This window comes from Phaeobacter sp. S60, from assembly GCF_000826845.1.
Lineage (GTDB): Bacteria > Pseudomonadota > Alphaproteobacteria > Rhodobacterales > Rhodobacteraceae > Phaeobacter > Phaeobacter piscinae.
This window is the reverse complement of record NZ_JSWJ01000018.1, coordinates 24,565-50,187: the sequence shown is the minus strand read 5'-3', so window position 1 is coordinate 50,187 and position 25,623 is coordinate 24,565. Positions and strand designations below refer to the sequence as shown.

General features: G+C 62.7%; 25 protein-coding genes and 1 pseudogene. 8 read left to right on the top strand and 18 right to left on the bottom strand.

Features of this window, described 5'->3' with window-relative positions; all coding sequences use genetic code 11:
- Window positions 1–206: 206 nt before the first annotated feature.
- The 6 genes and pseudogenes from OO25_RS23465 to OO25_RS16645 all read right to left on the bottom strand — a co-directional run bounded on the left by OO25_RS23465 (window position 207) and on the right by OO25_RS16645 (window position 3,344).
- Window positions 207–824: pseudogene (locus OO25_RS23465) on the bottom strand (uracil-DNA glycosylase family protein).
- Window positions 805–1,194: a VOC family protein gene (locus OO25_RS16665; protein WP_040181290.1), complete on the bottom strand. Its 390-nt coding sequence runs from the start codon at window positions 1,192–1,194 to the stop codon at window positions 805–807. Before OO25_RS16665 ends, OO25_RS23465 begins: the two are co-directional and overlap by 20 nt.
- Window positions 1,191–1,706, bottom strand: coding sequence for a GNAT family N-acetyltransferase (locus OO25_RS16660; protein ID WP_040181288.1), 516 nt, complete (start codon window positions 1,704–1,706; stop codon window positions 1,191–1,193). The genes OO25_RS16665 and OO25_RS16660 overlap by 4 nt, the downstream gene beginning before the upstream one ends.
- Window positions 1,703–2,395, bottom strand: coding sequence for a glutathione S-transferase family protein (locus tag OO25_RS16655; RefSeq protein ID WP_040181286.1), 693 nt, complete (start codon window positions 2,393–2,395; stop codon window positions 1,703–1,705). Before OO25_RS16655 ends, OO25_RS16660 begins: the two co-directional genes overlap by 4 nt.
- A gap of 65 nt (window positions 2,396–2,460) precedes the next feature.
- Window positions 2,461–2,829 (bottom strand): cupredoxin family copper-binding protein, encoded by a 369-nt coding sequence (locus OO25_RS16650; RefSeq protein ID WP_052465692.1) that lies wholly within the window; start codon window positions 2,827–2,829, stop codon window positions 2,461–2,463.
- A complete protein-coding gene (locus OO25_RS16645; RefSeq protein ID WP_040181284.1) occupies window positions 2,817–3,344 on the bottom strand; it encodes a DUF4142 domain-containing protein in 528 nt (175 codons plus the stop codon). The genes OO25_RS16650 and OO25_RS16645 overlap by 13 nt, the downstream gene beginning before the upstream one ends.
- A gap of 140 nt (window positions 3,345–3,484) precedes the next feature.
- Here OO25_RS16645 and OO25_RS16640 point away from each other — a divergent pair, with 140 nt between their 5' ends.
- The 3 genes from OO25_RS16640 (at window position 3,485) to OO25_RS16630 (ending at window position 5,513) form a co-directional block, all read left to right on the top strand.
- A complete protein-coding gene (locus OO25_RS16640; protein ID WP_040181367.1) occupies window positions 3,485–4,441 on the top strand; it encodes an AraC family transcriptional regulator in 957 nt (318 codons plus the stop codon).
- 137 nt (window positions 4,442–4,578) lie between these two features.
- Window positions 4,579–4,941, top strand: coding sequence for a hypothetical protein (locus OO25_RS16635; RefSeq protein WP_027238656.1), 363 nt, complete (start codon window positions 4,579–4,581; stop codon window positions 4,939–4,941).
- A 29-nt stretch (window positions 4,942–4,970) separates the two neighbouring features.
- Window positions 4,971–5,513, top strand: a complete 543-nt coding sequence (locus OO25_RS16630) for a carboxymuconolactone decarboxylase family protein (protein ID WP_040181281.1) — start codon at window positions 4,971–4,973, stop codon at window positions 5,511–5,513.
- Window positions 5,514–5,833: 320 nt separating this feature from the next.
- On the opposite strand, the gene merA is transcribed toward OO25_RS16630, so the two are convergent.
- The 4 genes from merA to OO25_RS16610 are packed head-to-tail and all read right to left on the bottom strand — an operon-like array spanning window position 5,834 to window position 8,214.
- The gene (gene merA / locus OO25_RS16625) at window positions 5,834–7,258 is read right to left on the bottom strand and encodes a mercury(II) reductase (protein WP_242407061.1); all 1,425 of its coding nucleotides are present in this window, start codon (window positions 7,256–7,258) and stop codon (window positions 5,834–5,836) included.
- Window positions 7,259–7,262: 4 nt separating this feature from the next.
- Entirely contained in the window at window positions 7,263–7,496 is a 234-nt protein-coding gene (gene merF, locus OO25_RS16620; RefSeq protein WP_082035345.1) for a mercury resistance system transport protein MerF, read from the bottom strand.
- A gap of 4 nt (window positions 7,497–7,500) precedes the next feature.
- A complete protein-coding gene (locus tag OO25_RS16615; RefSeq protein WP_040181275.1) occupies window positions 7,501–7,806 on the bottom strand; it encodes a heavy-metal-associated domain-containing protein in 306 nt (101 codons plus the stop codon).
- Window positions 7,807–7,824: 18 nt separating this feature from the next.
- Window positions 7,825–8,214 (bottom strand): mercuric transporter MerT family protein, encoded by a 390-nt coding sequence (locus OO25_RS16610; RefSeq protein ID WP_040181274.1) that lies wholly within the window; start codon window positions 8,212–8,214, stop codon window positions 7,825–7,827.
- 76 nt (window positions 8,215–8,290) lie between these two features.
- Here OO25_RS16610 and OO25_RS16605 point away from each other — a divergent pair, with 76 nt between their 5' ends.
- Entirely contained in the window at window positions 8,291–8,707 is a 417-nt protein-coding gene (locus OO25_RS16605) for a helix-turn-helix domain-containing protein (RefSeq protein ID WP_040181272.1), read from the top strand.
- A 73-nt stretch (window positions 8,708–8,780) separates the two neighbouring features.
- Here OO25_RS16605 and OO25_RS16600 read toward each other — a convergent pair whose 3' ends face one another.
- From OO25_RS16600 to OO25_RS16580, 5 genes are all read right to left on the bottom strand, one after another.
- Window positions 8,781–10,694: a type IV secretory system conjugative DNA transfer family protein gene (locus OO25_RS16600; RefSeq protein ID WP_040181365.1), complete on the bottom strand. Its 1,914-nt coding sequence runs from the start codon at window positions 10,692–10,694 to the stop codon at window positions 8,781–8,783.
- Between the two features lie 15 nt (window positions 10,695–10,709).
- A complete protein-coding gene (locus tag OO25_RS16595) occupies window positions 10,710–12,650 on the bottom strand; it encodes a relaxase/mobilization nuclease domain-containing protein (RefSeq protein ID WP_040181271.1) in 1,941 nt (646 codons plus the stop codon).
- A complete protein-coding gene (locus tag OO25_RS16590) occupies window positions 12,643–13,263 on the bottom strand; it encodes a helix-turn-helix domain-containing protein (protein ID WP_040181269.1) in 621 nt (206 codons plus the stop codon). Before OO25_RS16590 ends, OO25_RS16595 begins: the two co-directional genes overlap by 8 nt.
- 411 nt (window positions 13,264–13,674) lie before the next feature.
- Entirely contained in the window at window positions 13,675–13,851 is a 177-nt protein-coding gene (locus tag OO25_RS23005; RefSeq protein WP_169741859.1) for a hypothetical protein, read from the bottom strand.
- A 633-nt stretch (window positions 13,852–14,484) separates the two neighbouring features.
- On the bottom strand, window positions 14,485–14,823 hold the full coding sequence (locus OO25_RS16580; protein ID WP_008335621.1) for a DUF736 family protein: 339 nt from the start codon (window positions 14,821–14,823) through the stop codon (window positions 14,485–14,487).
- Between the two features lie 957 nt (window positions 14,824–15,780).
- On the opposite strand from OO25_RS16580, the gene OO25_RS16575 reads away from it, so the two are divergent.
- From OO25_RS16575 to OO25_RS16565, 3 genes are all read left to right on the top strand, one after another.
- Entirely contained in the window at window positions 15,781–17,301 is a 1,521-nt protein-coding gene (locus OO25_RS16575) for a Fic family protein (protein WP_009827239.1), read from the top strand.
- 293 nt (window positions 17,302–17,594) lie between these two features.
- Entirely contained in the window at window positions 17,595–18,248 is a 654-nt protein-coding gene (locus OO25_RS16570; protein WP_224769587.1) for a hypothetical protein, read from the top strand.
- Window positions 18,241–21,540 carry a DEAD/DEAH box helicase gene (locus OO25_RS16565; protein ID WP_037930934.1) on the top strand — a complete coding sequence of 1,100 codons (3,300 nt, stop codon included), beginning with the start codon at window positions 18,241–18,243 and terminating at the stop codon, window positions 21,538–21,540. Before OO25_RS16570 ends, OO25_RS16565 begins: the two co-directional genes overlap by 8 nt.
- Here OO25_RS16565 and OO25_RS16560 read toward each other — a convergent pair.
- Both OO25_RS16560 and OO25_RS16555 read right to left on the bottom strand, forming a co-directional pair.
- Window positions 21,537–22,151 carry an SMC-Scp complex subunit ScpB gene (locus tag OO25_RS16560; RefSeq protein ID WP_037930937.1) on the bottom strand — a complete coding sequence of 205 codons (615 nt, stop codon included), beginning with the start codon at window positions 22,149–22,151 and terminating at the stop codon, window positions 21,537–21,539. The two genes, OO25_RS16565 and OO25_RS16560, sit on opposite strands and share 4 nt — an antisense overlap.
- Window positions 22,148–23,092: a DUF1403 family protein gene (locus tag OO25_RS16555; RefSeq protein WP_040181263.1), complete on the bottom strand. Its 945-nt coding sequence runs from the start codon at window positions 23,090–23,092 to the stop codon at window positions 22,148–22,150. The genes OO25_RS16560 and OO25_RS16555 overlap by 4 nt, the downstream gene beginning before the upstream one ends.
- 113 nt (window positions 23,093–23,205) lie before the next feature.
- On the opposite strand from OO25_RS16555, the gene OO25_RS16550 reads away from it, so the two are divergent.
- On the top strand, window positions 23,206–24,315 hold the full coding sequence (locus tag OO25_RS16550) for a tyrosine-type recombinase/integrase (RefSeq protein WP_008335646.1): 1,110 nt from the start codon (window positions 23,206–23,208) through the stop codon (window positions 24,313–24,315).
- 12 nt (window positions 24,316–24,327) lie between these two features.
- On the opposite strand, the gene repC is transcribed toward OO25_RS16550, so the two are convergent.
- Window positions 24,328–25,608, bottom strand: a complete 1,281-nt coding sequence (repC, locus tag OO25_RS16545; RefSeq protein ID WP_081940158.1) for a plasmid replication protein RepC — start codon at window positions 25,606–25,608, stop codon at window positions 24,328–24,330.
- Window positions 25,609–25,623: the final 15 nt, after the last annotated feature.

Sequence of the window (25,623 nt, the reverse complement as noted above, 5' to 3'; positions counted from 1 at the left end):
TCGAAATCTCACTTACCGAATGTATTGAGAAACTTGAATATCCAAGACCTGCGTACTTGCGGTGATGGGTGAACACTATGTCCGTCTCACCAGACCTAAGCTCTTTATGCAAAGAGAAAAATTTGGAACGGATGTTCCAATATCCAGACCATGATGTGATGCACCAGTTCAATACTGAACCAGAAGCCTTCAGCTTCGAATCCCCATCATGGCGACGGATCGCGAAGAAGCTTAGCAATATGCTGACGCAAGACTTGCACCACTTCGTCCTCAAACCAGACATTGCCCCGGAACCAACTTGCGTTGCGCGGGCTTGGGTGGGGCAGCAGGATCACCTCGGGCCAGCGCGCACGCCAGTCCCGCATCGCATTCCCAAGCGACAGCTTAATGGTTTCAGGCAGGTGCCATGCTTGCGCATAGCGTCCGATCACCACGGTGAGGCGCACATTAGTAAGAGCGTCGAGCAATGGCTGCCGCCAGCGGAGCGCGCATTCGGGGCGCGGAGGCAGGTCGCCCTATCGTCCGGTTCCGGGATAGCAAAACCCCATAGGCAGGATGGCAACCTTCGCAGGATCCCGAAAGGTGGCCGCGTCGAGGCCGAGCCAATGTCTCAGCCGCACCCCTGAAGCGTCATCGAATGGGCGCCTGGCCAGATGCGTCCGCCGCCCCGGTGCCTGGCCCGCGATCAGAATGCGCGCGCTGTCGCCGATCTGGACGAGTGGACGCGGCCCGAGGGGCAGGTCCGCGCATGCCGTGCAGGCGGCGACTTGCGTGCGCAGCCGCTCGATCTCGGCTGGGCCGCGATCAGGCGCCGAATCCGCCATGGACCAGTTCGATCTTGTTGCCCCAGGGGTCGCGCAGATAGGCGGCGAAGACGCCGGGCATCGGATAGGCGGCACGCACACCCGGAGCTCCCTCGTCGATTGCCCCGGCGTCGAGGCCCGCGGCATGGGCCCTTGCGACCGCCTCGCGATCCGGCGCTGCGAAGGCGACGTGAGCGCCGTTGCCCGCCGAGGCAGGTCCGCCATCGAAGGGGCGCAGCAGCAGAAAGGCGACGCGGTCGCGGCCGAAGGCGGCGAAGCCCTCTCCCTCGGCCAGACAGCGGATGCCGAGTTCATCCAGAACACGGCTGTAGAAGGCGCGCGCCGCAGGCACGTGGGGAACGCCGAGGCTGAGATGGTCGATGGTCGTCACAGGTTGTCTCCTTTGGGCATGTCGTCCGTCGAAGGGGTGTCGAGGCGGAATTTCAGGAATGTCGCGCCGGAGTGGTAATGCCGACCGGCAGACTGTGCTCCCATCCGGTGCAGCGCACCGAGGTTGCGGCGCGAGGGCGGCAGGAGGAAGGTGACGAAGGGAATGCGCGGATCGGCCCGCGCGAAGTCGAGCGCCGCCCGCGTGATCCGCTGGCCAAGCCCGAAATCCTGCGGCCGCAGCACGAGGCCGAAGTCCCATTCCGCGCTTTCCTTCTGGAACCCGCCCCAGCCGACATAGCGGCCATCGGCCAGAAAGGCCCAGTGACCGAGACCGTCGCGCGCCCAGGCCGCCTCCTTGGCCGCCACGAAGGCCCGCGCCTCGGCCTCGCCCCAGGCGCCCGTCAGCAGCGGCATGTGTTCGCGCAGGCGCGGGTCGGACATGTGCGCCAGCAGTTCGGCCAGCGGCACCTCGGTCAGCCGCGCGAAGCGGAGGGCGGGGACGACGCCGGTCACGCTGTTTGCCGCAGCGCGATGCGGGGGTGCTCCATCAACCGGGACAGCGCGCTGTCTTTCCGGCGCAGGAAGTCGGCAAGCCTGTCGTCATGGTCGGGCGCGACTGCGGTCCGCACCGACGGCCGCTCGGCAAGTTCGCGACGCCAGGCCTGCATCCAGGTCAGACCATCTAAGACGCCGAAATCGCCGATCCGGTCGAAGGTGTCGAAGTAGCGGAATACCGGCGCGAAGACCGCATCGACCAGGCTGAAATGGTCGTCGGCGAACCAGGGGCCGGGGCCAAGCTGGCCCTCCATCACCCGGAACCGCGCGTGGAGCGCCGCAGCCTTCCGCTCGAGCGTCCCGGACTCGGGGGCGGTGTAGAAACCGGCGATGTCGTTCAGGCATTCCGAGCCGAAGCCGATCCAGGCGCGGTGCCGCGCGCGTTCGACTGGGTCGGCGGGGTGGAGCGGGTTGGGCTGCGTCTCCTCAAGGAATTCCAGGATCGCGGCGGATTCGAACAGCGCCGCCTGGCCGACCTTCAGGATCGGCGTCCGCCCGAGCGGCGACAGCGCGAGGAACCAGCCGGGCTTGTTCGCCAGATCGACGGTGATGCGATCATGCGGCACGCCCTTTTCGTCCAGCGCGATGGCGATGCGCTGGACGTAGGGGCAAAGTGCATGGCTGACGAGGGTGATGGCAGGTGACATGGTAAGCTCTCCTGGGAATGGTGCGGGCCGGCCGAAGGGGATTGGAACAGGGCAGCCCGCGCGCGTCATGCGCCGGACCGGGTCCGGACGGTGACGGTTCCTTTCATGTGGGGATGATGGGCGCAGAAGTAGGGATAGTCGCCGGGCGCGTCGAAGGTGATGCGTGCGCGGCCGTCGCGCTCGAGCGTGCCGGTGTCCCAGGCGCCGTCCTCGGCCGTGGCGGTGTGCGGGGCAAAGTCGGTGTTGGTCCAGGTGATGCTGTCCCCGACCAGCAGTTCGACCTGCGCGGGATCAAAGGCGAAGCGGGCAATGCCCACCTCGACCTCGTGCGTGCCGTCATGGGCCCGCGCAAGCCCCGGCAGCCCGGCCAGGGACAGGGCCGCGCCCAGCCCCCGGCCGAACCCGCGCCGGGTCAGGGGCGTCAGCCCGCGCACGTCAGCCCCGCGACCATGTTCTCCGCGTGCTGCTCGTGCGCCTTGAAGGTCACCAGCGCGTCCTCGAGCAGCGCCTTCAGCGGCGCCACCGTGACGGCGGGGATGAAGCTTTCGGCGACGGTCTTGTTGACGACCTGATGGTAGCCAAGCTCATTCTCCGCATAGGCGCAGTCGAAGGCGTTGCCGCTCAGCGCCATCAGTTCCGCGCGCTTGGCGGCGGCACCCTCGACGAGGGCCTGCGAAAGCGCGTTGTCCTGCGGCGTCACGTTCAGTTCGGCGATCAGCGCGCCGGCCGCCTCGTTCACCGCCGTGTGGTCGCGGATCATCGTCTGGGCGAAGTCGCGGACCGCCTCGTTCTCGGAAATCGCCAGCGCCAGATGCGCATAGCGGATGTCGAGCCCGCCTGCGGTATAGGCGGTGTGGGCGATCTCGAGGTCGTTCATCGGCTCGTCCGCCTGAGCGGCGAGGCCGGTCGTGGCGAGGGCGAGGCCGAGGGCAAGAGTCAGGGTCTTCATGGGAGTGTCTCCGGGTTGGTTGTTTCAACGCCACCGGTTTGCCCCAGGTGATCCGGCGTTTGAATGCCGGAAAGTCCGGAATTCATGCCGGATCGTCCGACACGCTGGACGCGCCTGAAATTGCTGATAAACTCTCCGCCATGTTGGACCTTCTCAGTGACATCCTCACCCGCCTTTCGCTTCGTGGCTCGCTCTACTTCCGGACGAGCTTCACCGAGCCCTGGGGCGTCCGCGTGCCCGCCTTCCGCGACGTGGCACGTTTCCACTTTGCCCATCGGGGCGAGGCGCTGGTGCGTGTCGCGGGGGTGCCGGTTCCTGTGCACCTCGCGCAGGGCGACCTGATCGTGATTCCCCACGGCGCGGCCCATGTCCTGTGCTGCCGTCACACCGGCCCCGACGAGGCCCTGCCGCTCGACGATGTGCTGTCCCGGTCCGGGTTTCCGGGTCATGGGACGCTGGTCTGGGGCGGCGACGAGAGCCCGCGCGACACGCAACTGATCTGCGGGCATTTCGCCCTGGCGGAGGGGTCGCGCCACATCCTGTTCGACCGCCTGCCCCCGTTCATCCACCTGCGCGGCTATGGCGAGGAGGCAGGACCCTGGCTTGAAGCCACGCTCAAGGTCATCGGGGCCGAGGCCGGCGGCGCACGTCTCGGCGGCGATCTGATCGCGCTGAAGATGTCCGAGGCGATCTTCGCGCAGGCGGTCCGCGCCCATATCGAGGCGGAGCACGAGGCCGACTGTGGCGTGGCCGGTTTTGCCGACCCCCATCTTGCAAGGGCACTGACCGCCTTTCACCGCGCGCCGACAGCAGACTGGACGGTCGCGAGCCTCGCCCGCGAGGCGGGGCTATCGCGGACGGGCTTTGCCGAGCGGTTCTCGGACCGACTCGGCGTGACGCCGATGGCCTATGTCACCTCCTGGCGGATGCAGATCGCGCGCGAGGCGCTCGCAGCGCGGGGGCTCTCGGTGGCCGAGGCGGCGGAGGTTTCGGGATATGCCTCGGAGTCCGCCTTCAGCCGGGTCTTCAAGAAGGAGATCGGCATATCGCCCGCCGCCTTCCGGCAATCCGGCGTGGCGCGTCACGAGGCAGCTTAGAGCCGCGTCCGAGCTCTCGGACGATCTGCAATACTATATGGACTATCTGAAATTCATCGTCCGCACCGGTACCCTTAGGTTGGAGGCCACGGCGGCGTCGCTCGTCGTTTCATCTCCAACCGAAAGGACCCTGCGCCATGCGCTTCGTCACCAAGACCATCCATGCCTGGCTCGACTACCCCGTCGCGCTCGCCCTCATCGCCCTGCCGTTCCTGCTCGGGCTCGGTGCCTCAAATCCGCTCGCCCTCACGATCTCGCCGATCGTGGGCGTCGCGGCCTTCCTGCTGACCGTGTTCACCGACCACCACCTCGGCGTGATCCGCGTGCTGCCCTACAAGCTGCACCTCGCCGTCGATCTGGCGGTCGGCGTCCTGTTCCTGATCCTGCCCTTCGCGCTCGGCTTTTCCGGGCTCGATGCCGCCTACTACTGGCTGAACGGCGCCGCCGTGGTCGCGGTCATCGGACTCTCGAAACCCGAAACCGCGATGGTCGCGGCCTGATCCCTCTGCATATCGAAAGGACCTATCCAATGGCTCGTATCACCCAGATTTCCGACGCCGCCGCCACCCCCGAGGCCGCCGCACTCTTCACCGCCATCAAGGGCAAGATCGGCATGGTGCCGAACCTCTACCGCGTCGCCGCGAACCAGCCCGCGGTGCTTGCCGGGCTTCTCGGACTCGGCGAAACGCTTGGACGCGGCAGCTTCGACGCCCGCACCCGCGAGGCGATCGCGCTGGCCGTTGCCGGCGCCAATGCCTGCGACTACTGCGCCTCGGCGCATTCCGCGATCTCGGCCGGCCTGCAAGTCGCGCCAGAGACGATCGATGCGCATCTTGCCGGGCGCTCCGAGGATCCGCGCACCGCGGCGATCTTGCGGCTCGCCGTGGCCATCGTGCAGGCGCGGGGCATGGTGGCGGATGGCGACCTTGCCGCGGCCCGCGACGCCGGACTGACACAGGCCGATATCGTCGAGACGGTCGGCAACGTGGTGGCGAACATCTTCACCAACTACCTCAACCACGTTGCCGAGACCGACATCGACTTCCCCGCCCGCAAGGCCCGCGCGGCTTGACGTCCTTGGCCCGGCGGTCCGTCCGCCGGGCCATGGCCCTATATCCGTCGGCCTCCTCGTCATTGCCGTTCGCGCTACACATGCGCCGAGCATGATCGGCTGCATCGGTCGTGCAGATCGTTATCCTCTTCGAGTCACATCCCTTTGGCGCCCAGCTCCCGCCGAACGCAAGGAAGTTGACGACTTCCACGCTTGGGCCACCGGCCCTTACCCGCGTCGCGGCGACTATGCCGCCTTGCCGGTTCCAAGAGGCGGCAGATCGTGTTTGTGGCTCATGATCTATTTCGGAGACTGTGAAACTGATGTGTGCCGGGACCCGCTCACCCCGCGCAGCACGACAGCTTTGCGACATCCTTGTCGAAGGTTTGCGCGGCGAGCTTCAATCCCTCGACCGTCGTGAGATAGGGGAAGATCGTCTCGCCGAGCGCCTTTGTCGTCATGCCGAACTTCAGCGCCATGGCGAGCGTCTGGACAGTGTCTGCCCCCTCCGGCGCCATGATCACGCCGCCGAGAAGTCGGTCGGTCGCCCGGTCCGCGACGAGCTTGATCAGGCCGCGCGTGTCGCGGGCGGCGAGCGCGCGGGGCACGTTGTCGAGGGTCAGCACGCTGGTCTTGACGTCATGACCCGCCGCGCGCGCCTGCGCCTCGGTCAGGCCGACGCCGGCGACCTGCGGATCGGTGAACACCACCCAGGGCATCGCGGCGTTGTCGTAGCGCTCCGCCCCGCCCAGAACGGCGTTGCGGGACGCGAGCTTGGCGCCATAGGCGGCCATGTAGACGAACTGGTCGCGATCGGTGACGTCACCGGCGGCGAAGATGCCGGGCTTCGCGGTCTGCATGTCGTCGCCAACCCGGATCGCACCGTGTGCGTCGGTCTCGACGCCCATCTCGGTCAGGCCCAGCCCCTCGGTGTTGGGCGCGCGTCCCGTCGTCAGGACGAGGCGGTCGGCTGTCAGTTCGCGCTCCGCGCCGTCCACCGTCACGGTCAGCACCGCAAGGTCCCCGTCGCGCCGCGCGGCGTGATAGGTCGCGCCATCGAGGATGGTAAGACCTTCGGCGCGCAAAGCCTCGGTCAGAGCCTCGGACACCTCCGGCTCGGTGCGCGGCAACAGGCGCGAGCGGCAGACGATCGTAACGCGGGTGCCCATTCGCGCCATCATCTGCGCGAGTTCCACGCCGATATAGCCGCCGCCGAGGAAGATCAGGCTTGCGGGCAACCGGTCCAGTTCCAGCAGCGACGTGCTATCGAGCGTTGGTGCGTCCTGGATCCCAGGGATGTCGGGCACGGCGGGTCGGCCACCGGTCGCGACGATCACCTTGGGAGCCGTGATCCTGCGCCCGCCGACCTCGACCCCGCCGGGGACGATCCGCGCCGGACCCTCGTCGAGATAGCTGACGCCCTCGTAGCCCGGCAGCAGGTCGGCGTACTTCTTCTGGCGCAGTGTCGCGACAAGATCGTCCTTGGCCGCAACCAGCGCCGACCAGTCGGCGACCTGCGCCTCGCCGTTCAGGCCCGGGAACCGATGTGCTGTCTGCGCACCGTGCAGGGCTTCCGCGGCCCGGATCATCGTCTTGGAGGGCACGCAGCCCACGTTCACGCAGGTCCCGCCGATGGTTCCATGGCCGATCAACGCGACGCGCTTGCCTCCCTCGGCGGCGGTGATCGCGGCCGAGAAGCCGGCCGATCCGGCGCCGATCACGGCAAGGTCGAAATCGCCCTTGGGCGCGCAGCAATCGTCTTTCATCAGGTCATCCATCCGTTCGAGTGGTCTGGCGCCGCTGCCGTCTCCAGACCGCGTACACGGTCTGTGCGACGAAAAAGGCGAGCGCGGGCAGCAGCACATAGTCGAGCCAACCAAGCCAGGCCGACAGGCCCACGGCGCCGAGAAGAACGACCAGGATCGGCGTGAAGCAGCAGAGCGCTGCGATGACGGTGCCGACGACAGCTGTCGCGATCAGCTTGTGGTCGGTCTGCTCGGTCATCCCGTTAGCCTGCGACACGCGCCGGGTAGCCCGCATTGGCAGATGCCGTTGCTATGACGGCGGCGCTGGTCGCGGCGGTGTCGAAGATAACCGTGGCCGTGCGGGCCTCGAAGTCGATCTCGACGGCGCGCACGCCATCGACGCCTTCCATCGCGCGCTTCACGGTGATCGGGCAGAGCGCGCAGGTCATGTTGTCGACCGCGAATGTAACGGTCTGCTCGGCGGCGACGGTCTGCGCGGCAACAGGGATGGCGGTGATCGGCACAACGGCGGTCAGGCCGAACAAGGCGAGTGCAAGGATCTTCTTCATGTGGATGTCCTTTCAGGATCAGTAGAGAAGCGGGGCCCACCAGTCGATGGTGAGCGCGGCGACGACGAGGATCAGGGAAGCCCAGAGCGCGGTCTTGGTGATGCGCGCCGAGGCTGGCCTTGCGCAGTAGGAGCCGGGTTCGCAGACGGTCGGCTTGCGGAAATAGACCTGCCAGAAACCCGCCCCGATGAAGCCGAGCGCGATCACGGCGAAGATCGGCTTGTAGGGTTCCAGCGCCGTGAGGTTGCCGATCCAGGCCCCCGAGATGCCAAGGGTCAGCAACACCAGCGGCCCGATGCAGCAGGCCGAGGCGAGGAACGCGCCGAGCATCCCACCTGCCGCCAACCAACCCTTTCGGGCCGGGCGATCCCCGTCCGCGCTGTCCGTTCTTTCGTCTGTCAGCGCCATGTCGCGCACCTCTCGTCTGTGATTGACGATGGGTGTAGGGTCTGTAGTAACTACAGGCTCAAGAGGAAACTTGCCCATGACCGATCACGAGCGCGAGAGCGGCTTTACACGCGGCGATCTTGCCCGGGCGACTGGCTGCAACATCGAGACGATCCGCTATTACGAAAAGACCGGCCTGCTGCCTGACCCGCCCCGCACCGCCGCTGGCTACCGAATCTACTCCGTCGCGCACGCCACACGCCTGCGCTTCATCCTGCGTGCCCGCGAACTCGGGTTCTCGATGGAGGACATTCGCGGGCTGATGGGGCTCGAAGACGGCACGGCGCCGACCTGCGCCGAGGTCAAGGAACGGACGGAGCGGCACCTTGCGGACGTACGGGCGAAGATCGCAGACCTCAGACGTATAGAGAAAGTGCTCTCAGTGACGGCGGCTCGATGTTCGGGAGAGAGTGTACCGGACTGCCCGGTGCTTGACGCGATTTCGCAACCATAAATAGTACATGTGCGGTCACTGAGAAGATTGGCGGTCGAACGGCAGATCTGTTCCATTGGCGACGGAGCCTTCCTCACCCACCCAACAACTCCTCGATGAAATCCTCCTGACGGTCGAGCGCAGCTTCCCACTCCTTCGGCACAGCTGCTTCCCGCTCGAGCGTCCCGGACTCAGGCCGCCCGCGCCCGGCCTCCATCGCCATCACACTCATCGTGCGCGCTTCGCGACGCTGCGAGCGATCCCGGACAGGCGCGCGTTCGGCTGGTTTCGCCTGCTCGTCTGCATCGGCCTCGTCACGACCATCGCCACCCCAAGGCCCGACGCCCTGAACGCTCGGCGGATAGGGGAACGGCTTGTCCTCCTGGCGGGCGAGCATATCCTGGAAGAAGGGATCGTCGTAATATTTGATCCGGCTCGCCTTGATCGGGTGCTGGGGCGAGGCGAGGATGATCACCTCGTCGGGATCCATGAGGCGCGCTTCGGTCTCGGAAAGCAGCGGTCGCTCTTCCAGCCGCGCCGAAGTCGAGGTTGCGCCCAGGAAGCCCTTATTGCGGCCATACATCCGGGTAACCGCCTCGCGAGTGGTGCTGCCGACGGCGGCAGAGACCTCTTTCACGGTGCGCTGATCGCGCGGGGTGATGTAGAGCTTGAGCCCTGCCCCGTTCTCGAGGCTTTCACGGCCTTCAGGCCCGTAGATCCGATCAAGCGAGGCCAGCGACTGCGCGATCATCGCGACGCGGCCACCGTAACTCGCCAGCGAATGAATCGCGCGTTCGAGATAGGGCATGGCCCCCATCTGCTGGAATTCGTCGATCATCATCATGACCGGCCAAGGCTCGTCCGGACCCGGTTCATTCAGGCGGATCGACGCGATGAGATCGGCGAACATCAGACGCAGGAGCGGCGCCAGCGTCGCGATGTGATCCTCGGACACCGCGATGTAGAGCGACTGCGGTTGCTTCCGAAAAGTCGAGAAATCGAAGTCGCTAGCTTTGGTGGCCGAGCGCACCGCTGGGTTGTCCCATTGCTTGAGGCCGGCCGTCATCAGCGCCTGGATGTTCGAGGTCAGAAGCCGCGAGGAGGCTGAGGCCGCGTTGGTCCAAAGCTCGCGCAGGATGTCTTCCTCGGCCTCGTCGGCATAGGTCTTGTACTGGGCGTTCTTGTATTCGCCCCCGGCGACGATCTTGTTCACCTCGCCAAGGTTCGGCGTGCCGCGCTGGATCGCCAGCAGGCAGGCCGCGACAAAGATCGACTTGCCGGCCTCGGAGAATGTGTCGAGTTGCTTGTTGTCCTTGTCGAGGAAGAGGTCCGCCAGGATTGAGACCTCGGTGAAGCGCTGCGCGAAGCTCGGTGCCTTGGCGATCCGGGAGAGCGGATTGTAGCGATGCGTGGCATTGGCCCAATCAAAGGGGCTGAAGCGATAAACCTCATCGCCGTTGAGCGCCCGGAGCCGCGCGGTCTTCTCGAAGTTCTCGCCCTTCACGTCGAGCACCACAACCGAACCCGCGAAGCTCAAGAGGTTCGGGATCACGAAACCCACACCCTTACCGGCACGGGTCGGGGCCACCATCATCACATGGGGGATGGAGGTCGAAGAGATGAACTCGGCCTTTGAGGTCGGCGCACCGAGCTTGCCGCAGACAAAGCCCTTACCCGGGGCCTGCAGCATGTCGTTCTTCTTCAGCTCCGCCTTGGTCTGCCAATGGGCCGAGCCATAGTCGTCCCGCTCCTTCTTCCAGGTCCAGGCAAGCGCCAGAGCGCCAAAACCGATGGCCCCAAAGCCGACGGCACCAAACCCCACCTTGAAAGCCTCGGGATGTGCCATGCGTGTTGCGGCGCTGGCCTTCCAGAGCGCCAGCATGTCGAAGCTGGCAAAGCCGGTTTTCAGGGCCAGGGTCAGGTAGAAGGCGGCAACGATGGTGCCGATGACAGCGCCGCAGATCACACCGAAGAGGAACGCGGCCCAGAGGGGAAGTGTCTTGGTCATGGTGGTCATCCCCCTTCAGAATTCCATCTCGTCATCGAGACCACGATCCAGTTCTCTGGCGCGACCAAGATCACGGCCTAGTTCCTGCACCTCCTGCTGGCCGCGCAACCGTGCCACTTCGGTCGCCTTGTCCCGCTGCAACCCGGCGGCACGGTCGGTGAAGACCTGGTCGCCAGTTTCTTCAAAAGTCATTTCGAGGAATTCCTGCGTGACGGTGATCTGGTCGAGCTTGCTCGGAAGGGCTGCGTCCAGCACCTCGTAGTTCCCGCGGCGGAGTTCGGCCAAGCCCTCTTCGCCCAGTTCCTTGAAGAGCTCGGACTGTAGGGTCCGTTCAATGGTCTCTTCCTGTTCCTCGGTAAGCTTGCCGTCGCGCAACATGTCAGCGAGGTCCTGCAGGTAGGGATTGGGCGTCCGGTCGTCTTCGTCGATGAGCGGTAGTGTTGCCTCTTCCTCATCCGCGAGGGTCCGGCCCATCTCGACGCCCAGTTCCTTCGCCCGTTCCATCAGCGCGTCCATCACGCCGTCGACCTTCTCGAGCGCGGCATCGAGCTGGTCGTCACTTGCGGTCTCGACGCTCAGACCGTCTTTTGCGAGCACCGCGTTCATGTCCCGCTCGACCCAGTCCTGCGCCATACCGTAGTTGCGCGTGCCGCCCGCCGCGATCCGGGCCACCAACTCCTCACTGTCCATGCCCACCTCCTCGGCGCGCTCGAGCACATCGCGCAGCCCTTCGTCATTGCCGGACTGCAGCGAGGCGATCAGCACTTCGCTGCCCGCCCCCGGCGGATAGGGTTCCTCGAGCTGCTTGCCAAACCGCGCGCGCAATTCCGGGTCGGGCACCATCTGCGAGAGGTCCGCGATGATCGGCGCAGCCTTGGCTTCAAAAGCGGCGCGCTCGGCCGGGTCCAGTTCCTCGGCCTTGAGCCGCAGCGCCTCGATCGTGCGCTCCGAATAGTCGATCGCATCACCGACGGTCTTGATGTCCTTCATGTCTATCTCTCCTTCGGTGAAGTTCCACGGCGTGCCCGAGCCAAGCCCGTCCGCCATGCCGCGTACGGCACGTGCCATGTGACGCTGGTCCATCCGATCCAGCAGGTCGGCGAGGTTCTTGTAGTCCTTGGCGAAGCCCACCACCTGCGCCTGCGCGATGGCGGATTCCTGGGCCGTCATGACGATCTCGCGCGGCAGGCGGGCCTCTTCCTTGGCGCGGTAGATCTCTTCGATTCCGGCGGGTTTCTCGAAAATACCGCGCTCAAGCCGGGTGGTGGCGTCGAGCATCACGCCGTAGCGTTCCGCGATCTCGGCCTGCTTCTCACGCATCAGCTGAGGCGACATCACGCCCTCGGCCCAGCAGGAAAACCAGGTACCCTTCTCGACGCCGCGATTATTCAGGATGATGTGCGCATGCTTGTGCGCCCGGTCGTCATGGACCGCGAGGACATAGTCCCACTGGTCGCCATATTCGCCGCTTTCGAAGAAATGCTCCGTCCAGTCCATCGCGATGTCGCGGACCTGGTCGACCGTCACGTCAGTCGGGAAGGACAGCAGCATGTGTGAGGTGAACCCGAGCTTGGTCGAGCCGCGCCAAGCCCCGGCCCAATCCTCGATGATGTCCTCTTTCTGCCCCTCGGAAAGCACCGCTGCATCGGTCAGCACGTTGGTCATCGTCGAGTAGGTATAGACCGCCTTGTCGTTGATATAAGAGAGCTGCGCTCCGAGCGAGGCGCGTGTCTTGCAGCCCCCCGCCCGGATCCGTTTGAAGACCGCCGCACGGCTCTGACCCGACGCCGCCTTCAGCGCGTTGCGCGCCGACATGGATCCGACGCGCGCGAAACTCCGACCCTGCCGACGCCCCGCCAGCCGCGCGTCGATCCGCGCGGCGGCCTGGCCGCGGATGCGCTCATCCTCCCAGAGCCGCCCCATGACCGAGGTATAGAGGGCGAGCGGATCAGCCATTCCTGACGAGCCTCAGGCCACTCCCAATCGTGCGCGGGCCATCCTCCAGAACCGCGCTCTCCGCCCCCTGCCCTTCTTCCTTTTCCGGCCACTCCTGATGACGCAGCGCCTGCGCCGCATCTTTCATTCGGCCCAGTTCACGGCTCATGGACTGCGCAAGATCGAGCAGTTCGATCAGCACCGCGCGGTCCGCCTCCGAGATCTCCAGCCGACCGCGATGCACCGCCTTGGCGAGCACCAGTCCGGCGTCGCTCACGTCCTTCGCCTGACGCCATGCGACGCAGAATTCCGAAACCAAATCACGCGGCACATCGAGGAACCCGCACCGCCCGCGCAGCACCGAATTGAGCGCCTGGGACCGATTGGCAAAACCCCGCGCGCGCCACTCCGCATCGAAGGCCTCCAGCTCGGATCGACTGGCCCGGAACGCCACCGTCTCGCTTGGATCGCGCACCGCGATCCCTTCGCCCGCCTCCTCTTTCGCGAGCCGGTTCACATGGCGCGGGGAGATGCCGAATGCCGCCGCCAGATCCTTCGCGCTCTCGCCCGCTGCAAAGCGCCGCGCCACTTCGATGCGCGCCTCTAGCGTCAGGTTTTTGCGGGCTCGGCCCATCTTCAGACCCCTCGGACAAAATGTGCAAACATTGGCTATATCCTGCCAACGTCTTCCTTCTCTCCTTCGCTTATAATTCAATACATCACATTGCGCAATATTACGTTTTGCATGTTGTGTCTTTTTGCAGGCATTGGACGCCATCAAGACCCCTCGCCGCGGCGCGACATGGAACGGGTCCCACCCTCATCGATGCAGGACATCCAGGTCGAGAAAGCTTCCGAAACTTGCGCCCGGGCGGCACGCGATGTCAGGCAATCCGAGCGCGCGAGCCAGTCACGGATCGGGCACCAGGCACACGAAAATGGCCCGCGCTGGATCGCGCGGGTCACACCCCCTGAGGGCGTCACGGAGCTTCTGAGAGACGACGTCAGACCCCTGCGGATCCGAAGACCCGCAGGGGTGTCTGGGTCAGTGACCCAGTCCCTGAGAGCACAGGTCGTCGTAGCGGCTGCGCGCGATCAGAGCCTCGGTCTCGAGGCTGTCGAGGGTCTCTGGATGGGCGTCTTCATCAAAGGCGGCGAGGTAGGCCTCGAAGGCCATGTCGGCTTGCATTTCGGCGAGGTCGATGGATTGTTCGAGTGTCATGATATGATCCTTTCCGTTGATCGTCGTTGGACGGATCGTGGAAAAGACCGGGGGCATGAGAGCGGGCTGCACCCGGCACGGGGCGGAATGAAATGGAGCACGACGGGGGCAGGTTTGTTGTGAGCGATGCCCCGCAGCGCTCAAGGCGTCAGCCGCCCAGAAACCTGCCCCCGGCGTTGCCGACCGCTCGACCCCGGGCTAGCGATCTGAAAGGCCAACAGGTCGACGGAAAGGCGCGCGGCGGTGGCCCTGACGTGATACTTCGTCCCCCGGACACATGACGTTGATCTGCGGCTACACCCACGCGGCACAGGGTGAGTTCGCCGCCCCTGGCAGCTTCGCCAAGACGACCCAGGCGCGGATTGCTCGACCGGCGGAAGGGGAGCGCTTGTCTCGCCCAGCGGGCCGCCAGTTCTTCCTGCGGACATTCGGTTCCGACTCGGGTTCGCGCGATGCACGTTGTCACTGAACAGAAAGATCAAAGCCGCATCTGCGACCTATCCAGCTTCCTACCCGCCACGGCGACGTCGTCCGGAATATGCCGCAACCTTCAGACACGGGTTTCGGACCCGAACCATTGTCGTTTCTTGAAACGAGAAAAAGCCAGACCGCCGGAGCGGTCTGGCTGTTGGCTTAGGCGGCGTCCTTTGGCCCCCAGGGGATGACGGCCTGCAGGGACAGATCGTCCTGGTTCGCGGCCTTGCCGAGGTTGGCGTTGAAGCCGTGGTCGCGAATGGTCAGCGTGTAGTAGTCGGCGCCGGTCTCCTTGTTCTGTTTCTTCCAGATGCCGCCGCACTCGACCAGCTTGCCGCGCGGGGAGCGGCCGAGGACGCGGTGCGTGGGGGCCATCGGGTTCGCGCTTGCGACGGGTTCGACCGTGATGTCGAGGTCGAAGGTCAGGGTCGAGATGGAGCCGACCCCCTTGGCGGTTTCGATGTCGGCGCTGGTGAATTTGATGCAGTTCGTGGTCATTGCTCTTCTCCTTGTTTGCGTTGCAATGATGGTCACCTTGCAGCTGGCCAAGGCCCGGCCACACCGCAGGCGGAGCGCAGCGGAGAGGGGCAGGCGCCGGTCTTTTTGCTCCGCGAGGAATGGCCCGCAGGGGCAAGGGAAAAAGATCGGCGACAACCTTTGTGGACGGGGCGACAGCTGCGACCAGCATGTCATGCAACTCAGACAAAAGGAGAAGAGCGGTGGCGGCGAAGGAAGGTAGGGGAACGGCCGAGGGAGGCGCTGCAGGGCGGGCGATGTCTTCTCTGTCCTCTTGCCCCGATCCGAATCCCGACCAGTCAGAGCTTTGCTGTCCCTGCCTCACGTGCCACGACGGCTGGTTTCCGTGGCAACCCGATGTGTGTTGTCTTGAAGCGCAGCATGGAGAACGTCGAAGCTTCGACAACCTGTTCGGATCACCGGGATTTCGAACTGACCCTCTACGGCAACCCGATAGCTTGGGTTTGCACAGCACGACCATCACCGGCCTTCTGCCAGCTTCGGTCAATGCAATCCGGCGGTCGTCGGACATCGTTTGCGACCCATGATCGCGGCGCGGAGCTGCGTGTCCGGCAAAGCGAGGACCAACAGCGGCCGAGACGCGAGGTACGTGATCACTGATGTCACACGCCCGCCCCAGCGACCGTTACCGAATGGCCGAGATGAAGCGTTACCACGACCGTGCGACGGCTGGTCGGGCTGGCTCCGGAGGAGACGGCGCGGCCAGCGGCACGTCGCAGGGAGAGGCGGCGTTTCAGCTCGGGGAGGGCGGCTGCGCGCAGCCGACCGAGTAGGGCGCGGTCCTGACCAAAGGGCAGGAGGGGCCAATAACACTAAAACCTAAGATTTGCGCATCACAAAACCCTAAAGATCGTTCGACACATACACCTAAATCATGTACGACGCTAAAACCTAAATCTCGAACGGAGCCGAATAATTATGCCGAGTGCCGCAGAGAAGCTTGCAAGCTCCTTGGAAGAGCTCGAGACACTACAGTCTGGTGGTTCGATTGCCATTCGCTCCAAAGACATGTCACGCACTCACCGCGAACGGCTGCTGAAGGCAGGCTTCCTGAAGGAAGTCATGAAGGGCTGGTACATCCCATCACGCCCCGATGAAAACGCCGGTGAGAGCACAGCATGGTACACATCGTTTTGGGGATTCTGCGCACAATACCTGTCAGATCGGTTTGGCACTGACTGGTCTCTGTCTCCTGAACAGTCCCTCATCATACATGCTGGAAACACGACAGTTCCTGCTCAGCTATTGGTAAGAGCGGTCAAGGGCGGAAACTCTAAGACCGATCTGCCCCACAACACGTCGCTTTTTGAGACGCGCGCAACGATCGCGTCAGATGAGGCGCTCGAAATCGTCGACAATTTACGCCTATTCTCCGTCGAGGATGCCCTAATCCTCGTTCCCGAGGTCTTCTTCCAAAACCATCCGACAGAAGCGCGCACTGTGCTTGCTATGATGCCGGATGCCTCACGGCTGCTTGGCAAGCTGTTGGACGGGGGGCACACGCGAGCGGCCGGCAGGCTTGCTGGTGCTTTTAGAAGCATCGGGTCCGAAAAGGTCGCAGACGAAATCCTTGCGGCGATGAAAGCCGCTTCGCATGACGTTCGCGAGATCAACCCCTTTGAGCAGTCGATTCTTGTGCCAAACGCCGGGCGGATCACCTCGCCCCACGTGCATCGCATCCGCTTGAAGTGGGAGAGCATGCGCGACGATGTTATTGATCTCTTTCCAAAGGCCCAACCCATCACCAATGACATCGACGCCTATCTCAAGCAGATCGACGAAATCTATGTCACGGATGCGTATCATTCGCTCTCCATTGAGGGCTATCGTGTCTCGCCGGAACTGATTGACAAAGTGCGTTCGGGGACCTGGAACCCAGAAACAGATGAGCAAGACCGAGCGCTGAAAGACGCCCTTGCAGCGCGTGGATATTGGGAAGCATTTCAGAGAGTGAAGGAAAGCATTCGGGCAGTTCTGGAAGGTGCTGACGCGGGTGAGGTTGTTGAGCGCGATCTGAGTGATTGGTATCGCAACCTATTCGCACCGTCTGTCACAGCGGGCATCCTGAAGGCCTCTCAACTTGCAGGCTACCGATCGTCCCCTGTGTACATTCGGCAATCCCAGCATGTCCCAATGAGTCCTGAGGCAGTTCGAGACTGCATGCCGGTCTTCTTCGACCTACTCAAGGCGGAAGATGACCCGACTGTTCGGATCGTCCTTGGACATTTCATCTTCGTATTTATCCATCCGTTCCTGGACGGGAACGGTCGAATAGCGCGCTTTCTGATGAACGTCATGATGGCCGCTGCCGGGCAACCATGGACAGTCATCAAGCTCGAACAGCGCGCGGCTTACATGGCCGCTTTAGAGACAGCGAGCGTGAGGGAAGATATTCGACCGTTTGCAGCTTTTCTGGCCGAGACAAGGGCAGCGCAATGACAAATAAATATGTTCTGGTCATGGGAAGCGCCAATGACGCCGAACGCCAGCCATTCAAGTTCTACATTTGAGCGAGTCCGACGATGAGAAACACTCATTCTGCAGCTACCGTTAAGACGCCAAGCCTGATCGACATCGCTGAGTTGCGCGTCTAGCTCATGCCAGTAACCCTAACCCCAATACGGCAGAAAGATTGTTGGTCGGGCTCCACTTGGACGATTGAGGACGAGGACCAGCTTGCTGAGCTCCTGGCCCGCGTCGCAATAGGTCAGTCGCGAACAGTGGAGCGCATATTGCGCGCCACAGGCGATTTGCCCGCGCGCTATCCCAAAGGCGGTTTCGAAGGTGCGCGAAAGCTTTTGACCGTCGGCACTGGCGACAAGACCTACCATCGGGATGGTTGGGTTTTTCAGGTCATTGCGTGGATCGCCGCTCACCGTTTCGACGATGAGGCTCTCATACGGGCTCCACAGATGATTAAAGCGGACAAAGGGTTGGATGGCCTCATTATTGAGTTCGACAGCGACGGCATTGCCCATGTTGTCATCTGCGAAGAGAAGGCGACCAAGAACCCTCGGAACCAAGTTAAATCAAAGGTCTGGCCGGAGTTTGAGCAGTTTGAAACAGGCGGACGAGACAACGAACTCATTGCGTCGGTAACTTCGCTACTTGAGGTATCCAGAGACCCAGACCCCGACGGGACTGTTGCCGATATTCTATGGAATGAAAAACGGGCATACCGCGTGGCGGTGACCGTTGGTGGCAAATATGCATCGGCAAAGGGACGCAAGGGCTTGTTCGAAGGGTATGAGAAGTCTGTACTGGGTGACGTAGCACGCCGGCGCGCCGAAACCTTAGTTTTGGAAGACGTTCGCGACTGGATAGATTGTGTAGCGGAGAAAGCGCTCGTCAAGATCGACAGTGCCGAGGCGGCAGCCAATGTATGATCCCGCAACGTCCGAACTCATCAGGTCCACCCCAGACTTGCCCGACCTGGACCGCGAAGGTTTGCCTGACCGACTTGCACGTGCTTTCGCCGAGATCGTATCGGCAAGGGTACTGCTTCGCGAGAGTGAAAATGGGGAAGAGCTTCTCGAGGACACAATTCGATTTGCACGCCGGTTGGCGCAGACCAATGAAGCATTGGTAGCCATTAATCCCGATAGAGAAAACCGGGCAGCGGCAGGCTTTGTTGCCGCAACGGCTTATCAGTTGGTTCATCAAGCGATCGCTCTACGGGACTCGGACCAGCCAGTTTCATTTGTATCGCCGAATGCGATCAGTCCGGATGTTTCGGCAATGCTCCTGTTCTTGGTAGCCGGGGCATCGGCTGATGCTGCTGAGGTGGCAGACTCTATCCGCATCCCGAGCGGCGATTGGCTGCAGTCGGAACTGATTCTTCACTTGATCATGCTCGCAAAAGGACAAGTTGGTCGTATTCGGAATCGAAAGCGACCGCCCCAAGACCGACTCGTCTCGGGTACCGGTGGCGAGCGAGCCAATGCAGCGCTCTACTATCGACTCTTGCGAGGTGTGCGAGCCTTGGCCTTCGTGCTGCAAGGGCGTCGAGTGAGGGGGATGGTCGATCCAATTGCAGTCTTCTCTGAAGTAAAGTCGCTCGCCGCCGGCGCATCAGATCTGGAGGATACATTCCCCGAAGGTGCAATCGCTGTCTTTCCCGGACCGTTCCATTTGGCCAGTCTCTTGATCGCTGCAGGCTCCGCCCTGATGGAAAGCGCCGTCGTTAACCTACCGCCTCCGGATGGCGTACCTGAGGATCGTTGGACCGAGGCCATGAAAACGGTTGCCGAGACGCGCCCGTATCTGTGGCGTAATCACAAGGACGCCGTCGCCCAAGGGTACCTCAAGATTGGCACATCTGCTGCGATAGGGTTCCCCACTGGAGCCGGGAAGTCGACGACCGCACAACTCAAAATTCATGCAACTTTGTTATCCGGGCGCAAGGCGGTATTCCTAGCTCCTACGCACGCTCTCGTTGATCAGACAGCACGGGACCTGCGCGGTGCATTTCCGCGGGCAACCGTTCGCGGTGAACGTATGGACGAATTCGGGTTTTCTGGGGATAGCGACGAGTTGCCGGACGTCATGGTGATGACTCCAGAAGCCTGTCTCCTTACCAGTCATATGGAACCAGAGCGGTTTGATGACGTCGGTCTTTTGATCTTCGATGAATGTCATCTGATGCATCCGAGCACTGACGGAGACCGGAGAGCAATCGACGCGATGCTATGCATCTTGGGGTTTACCCGCGTTGTACCGGACGCCGATATCGTCCTGATGTCGGCTATGATGAAGAACACATATGAACTGAGCGGTTGGCTGGCGGAGCTGACAGGTAGAAACTCTCTTGCTCTCGACAATGCATGGAAACCAACCCGGCAACTAAGGGGATGCGTCGTTTACGATGAAAAGAGACTTGCTGACCTGCGAAAACTCTTGCGGAATGCTCGCGCAAAAAGCTCCACTGCGGGGGTTCCTGCTGCGGTAAAGCGCAAGCTGACGGCAAAACCAAACGCGTTCTTCAGCGTGAAGCAGACATGGGCGTCACAGGTTCGCCGCGACTATGCTCTTGTACCACTCTTGAACGAAACACTTCAGCTTTCGACAAACAAGTTCTGGAAAGTGACGCCCAACTCCGGTGTCGTTGCATCTTCAGTCGCTGCTGCAGCCGCTGGAGCAGGGCTACGAACTCTCGTCTTTTCTCAATCCATACCGAATGCCTTTTCTATATCAGAAAAGGCTGGGGCAGCACTTGATGAGTGTAGTGTCGAACTGACTGAAACTGAGCAGCGTCTGTATGAGATTTCCGTCGATGAAATGGGTGGTGCTGATCAGCTGTACTTGACTCTAGTGGATGGAAAATTGGCATCCCAGGCTGCGACCCACCATGGACAATTGCTTCCTGAGGAGCGCCAATTGGTGGAGGCACTGTACAAGCGCCAGGGTACGTTGGCGGTGCTCGCAGCAACCCCGACGCTCGGCCAGGGTATGAACTTGCCTGCGGACCTGGTCATCATTGCGGAGGACAGCCAGTTCGACGCATCTTCCGGTCGGAAGGACCTTTTGAATCCAGAGGACCTGCTGAACGCAGCCGGCCGTGCCGGGCGGGCCGGTGAAAGCGCAACCGGTATCGTTCTAGTCATTCCAGGCCAGGTCGTTGGCCTGGACGATGCAGAGAACAGGATCGGTTCAAGATGGAGTAGGCTGCGAGACATATTTGGGCAAACCGATCAGTGTTTGGTATTGGACGATCCATTCACGGCCCTGATGGACCGCATCCACGACAGCGCAACAGACATCGGTGACCTGGAGCGCTACGTCGTCGCGCGCTTGGCTGAAACTGATCAAGGCGACGATGGAAAAGTGGACATACGACTTGGCCTCGCTAGGAGCTTCGCGGCTTATCGTAAACGTCAAGATGCGGATGAAGACTGGGTTGAGAGCAGAACCTCCGCAGCCCTTTCACTGCTGAAGAGTGATGACGGAGACTTGCCCGTCGAGCAGCTGTCTTTGCGCAACACTGCATCCATGTTGGGGTTGCCGGAGGATATCCTGGACGACATGTCAAAGGCGCTCGACATGCACGGTTTTCGAAACTTCGAAACAGTCGACAGCCTGTGCGATTGGGTCTTTGAGTGGCTGATGGTTAAACCGCAATACCTCGTTCGCTTGGTTAAGTTGGAAACCCTAGAGTATCTCTTCGGAACGGAAATCAAGAAGCTCAAAGATGATCGTTCCCGTGCATCCTTTTCTCTTCCGAAGCTTCGCGCAGCCTTGCAGGACTGGATGAACGGCGCACCTCTCATGCAAATTCAGAAGCGGCTTTCAGACAAAACACGCGACAAAAAACGTTCTACCAGTGCCCGAAAATTCGTGATTAGGCTTGTTCCTGATCTCGCCCATCTCATGGGGGCGCCGCTTCAAATCCTTCAGGGTCATGTCAACGTGCATTCCGAGGAAAAGACGGAACCGTGTACAGCGATGGCGTTCGCCAATCGTTGCGTGAGGCGGGGATTTTCAAATGCTGAGATGGCCTCGTTTGGATCACTTATGTGGTCAGCCAAATGGTCGCGGCGTGAAGTCCATCGACAATTCGCAGATATCGTACCCTATCTCAAACCGGCTGCGGTCGGTGAATCTCAAGAGGCATTGGAAGCACGCGTGGAGTCCGCTTCTGAAAGCGAACTAAATAATCGAGATCTGGACGACCTCATCTAACCAGCAAGATTGGACGGCTCGACAACTTCCAGCTCCGGCAGATCCCGCAGGCTCTGCAGATCGAAGGTCACCAGGAAGGTCTCCGTGGTTACGAAGGTATGCGGCGCGCCCGGCCGCGGCGAGCGCGGTCCGCTGGCGATCAGGTCCTTGTAGCGCAGCCGGGCCAACAGGTCGCGGCTGACCTCCTTGCCGAAGATGTCGGCCAGGCCCGCCCGGTCGATCGGCTGATGATAGGCGATGGCGCAAAGTAAACCCATCTCCATCTCGGTGAAGGCAAGCGACTGCTCGCCCAGATCGGCAGCAGCCTTGATCGCGTCCGCGAACTGCGTCCTCGTTCGGAACATCCAACCGCCGGCCACCTGCGCGAGTTCGTAGGGACGACCGGTCAGCTCGGCCTGGATGTCGTCGATCACCATCTCGACCGAGGCTCCCTGCCCTACCACGCGGGCCAGCTCGTCGCGGCCGACCGGCGACGCACTGGCGAAGAGCACCGCCTCGACCCGACCCATCCATTCGCGCCAGCGGAGCTCCTGCGGGAGGTCGTCGAGCTCCCGGTCAAAGACAGCGCCGCCCTCCTTCGCCGGTTTCCGTTTCCTGGTCGTGGTCGTCATGATGCGATCCCGTAGAGCCGGAAGGTCGGTCGTCCAGTCAGTTCCCGTGCAACTCCGAGCTCGACCAGCCGGTCGCAAAACCGCCGCGCGGCGCGGTCAGTCATGGGGATCGAGGTGCCGCGAATGCAAGGAGACAGCATCGACGCAGGCGCCACGGCATCCTCGGTCAGGAACAGCGCGACCGCCGCGTCCGATCCTTTGGCCCGTAGCTTCGGCGCAACGGCGCGAAGGGTCTCGGCGCGTCGGGCCAGATCCCGCGCCACCCGGATCGACTCTTCGATAGCCTCGAGGACCCGCACCTCGACCGCCAGATCGGCCCCCTGCCCTTCTGCAGTCAGGTCGCGCAGAACGGCCTTTGTCAAACGCTGCGCAGTCACAGGCAGCACCTGCTTCCAGTTCAGCGCCCGCGCAAGGACGACGTCCGAGAACAGGCAGGCGGTGCGCTCTGCCCGGTCGTCGGCCTCGAGCACGGCGCCCAGGGCTGCGACGCAACCCGACAACGGACCATGGGTCCGTGCGCGTTCCAATCCCACGTCAAGCCAGACACCCACCTCGCCCGCATACTCCGCTCCAACCAAGTCAGCGATCTCACCCGGGCGCGCCCGCGAACTCTCGCGCCAGAACACCAGAAGATCGCCGTCGGGCCCCCGCGCCTCGCCGGGTGGCGTCAGATGGTAGGCGTCGCGGATATCGGCCTCCCGCGCCAGGCGACCTTCCAGTTTCGAGGTGGCGGTTGCGGCTCTCAGCGCCAGTCGATTGGCGAGCAGCTTCACCGGCACGCCATACCGCGGATCGGAAACCAGCTGATCGAGCACCGTCAGCGCGGCTCCCGACCGAAAGGCCACAGTTTCAAGGGTTTCGACAGGACCGGAGGTGACCCAGCCGGGTAGCTGCGGTAGGGTGCTCAGGTCGTCAGAGATGGTGGCGGGCTGATATGTCATGCCACTACACTAGTCTCGCGCGGCGCTTTCGTCCACAATATGATGTGCAAACCGCCCCGCCTTGTATCATTATGTTATGTCCAATAAGTTTGCATTATCGGACACCAAAGAATATGCTCAGCGACATGTCAGAAAACAACGAGAAATCGATCTCAAAGCCGCCAAATGGGCCTTCGGTCAGCGAGAACAACGAGAGAGATCATCCCAGCAGCGAGGCTTTGAGCCTTCCTTCCTTTGTGGCTGGTTCAGGCACGCTCGATCGGCTGGTGGATACCGCGCGCGACTATGCGCGCGCCGCGGCCTCGGACAATACGCTGAAGGCCTATGCGAAAGACTGGGCGCATTTCGCGCGCTGGTGCCGGATGAAGGGCGCGGAGACTCTGCCCCCGTCGCCCGAAATGATCGGGCTCTACCTTGCGGACCTGGCGTCCGGAGCGGGCCCCTCCCCTGCCCTATCGGTCAGCACCATCGACCGCCGCCTGTCGGGCCTCGCCTGGAACTATGCGCAGCGCGGCTTTGCCCTCGATCGCAAGAACCGCCATATCGCCACCGTGCTGGCCGGGATCAAACGCAAACACGCCCGTCCGCCGGTGCAAAAGGAAGCGATCCTGGCCGATGACATCCTTGCGATGGTGGCCACCCTGCCTTTTGACCTGCGCGGCCTCAGGGATCGCGCGATCCTGCTGCTGGGCTACGCCGGCGGCCTTCGTCGCTCGGAAATCGTCAGCCTCGATGTCCACAAGGACGACACGCCGGACTCGGGCGGCTGGGTTGAAGTGTTCGACAAGGGCACCCTGCTCACCCTCAATGCCAAGACCGGCTGGCGCGAGGTCGAGATCGGCCGCGGCTCCAAGGATCAGACCTGCCCTGTCCATGCGCTCGAACAATGGCTGCACTTCGCCAAGATCGACTTTGGCCCAATCTTTGTCGGCACCTCGCGGGACGGCAAGAAGGCGCTGGAGACACGCCTCAACGACAAACACGTCGCGCGCCTGATCAAGCGCACCGTGCTCGACGCCGGCATCCGGTCGGACCTGCCTGAGAAAGACCGCCTGGCGCTGTTCTCCGGCCATTCGTTGCGCGCCGGTCTCGCCAGCTCCGCCGAAGTCGACGAGCGCTACGTCCAGAAACACCTCGGCCACGCTTCCGCCGAGATGACCCGCCGCTATCAGCGCCGCCGGGACCGGTTCCGGGTGAACCTGACCAAAGCCGCCGGTCTCTGAGCCCCTGCCCTATCACGCCGCCTGCCCACTGAGCCTACCATAGAAGCTGCGCTCGAGATGCAGCTCCCCTGCCCCGGCCTTCTCGACCATGCCCCGCAGATAGCCGCCCGGCGAGGCAACCTCGCCCGCACTGTGCTTCTCGAAGACGAGGGCAAACGCGGCCGTGGCCACCTGGGTGCCCATTCGGTCCTGCGCCACGTTCCAGGCATGCTCAGAGATCCCGATCATCGGCCTGAGTTGACCGGCAACCCGGTGCAGATCGCCCCAATCTTTCAGGAATCCACCCAAATTCCGCGCCCAGGATGCGAATTCCGGACAGGCCTGCATGATTGTCGGCAGATCGAGCGCTGTCCGCTTCTTGCGTACCTCGGCAACCCAGTCTTCCAGCTCCCTATCAACCCGCTCTTCGGGTTGGGCATTAGGCACCACACCCGCCGCTTCCTCTTTTTCAGAGGAATTACTAGTTACAGGATTAAGTTGGTTTGTAATTAGTATATGAGGTTCAGAAATGACCTCCCTGGGGTTCATTTCTTGAGTCTTCTTCGTGACTTGGGCGTGTTTATCATCGGTGTTTTCCACAGGTTTTGTCGCAACAGTCGCCTTAAGATAAGCCGCCTCGACCCGTTCTTGGAGTTCCTTGAACCATGCCAATAGCCGCTCCAACTGCTCTGAAGCTTCATGACGGCGCGGAAGTCGTTCCAGAAGCTCCTCAAAAAGCCCCGTGAATTGCCTCCAGGGCCCACGCAGAGCGCTGCTGAGAGCTGCCTCGATCCGGGCTCGGATCATCCGGCGCGCCACAGTGATCTGGCGCTTCAGGCGTAGGCAGAGCTCGCGTTCAGCCTGCAACTCAGCATGAAGCTCCTCGAACTCCTCGACACGGGCTGAGAGCGGCGACAGATCGAAGCCATAGGCCTCGACGATGCGGCCATCGACGTCTCTGCGGCCCCACCGCTTGCCATTGGGGCTATCCTGGAAGGAGATCACGCCGATCTCAGCAAGGCGCCGCGCGTGGCGCTTGAGGGCAGACAGCGAAAAACCCGTTTGCTCCATCAGATAGGCGTTCGACGCCCAGACGATCGGACGCTGCCCCTCCTCCCAGTCCTGGGCCTGGGTAAAGGCCCCGAGCGTGTCGAGGAGCAACATGTCTCCGGCCTTCAAGCCGATATGTGCCCCCACGCGCTTAAGTGCCACGAATGCCCGTGTTTTGGGTACTGCTACCCGTTCACCGGCTTGGGCAAGTTGCTCAGCAACCCCAAGACCCGGTGTCGGCTTGCGCCAACCTGTATGTTTCATGCCTGTATCTCACCT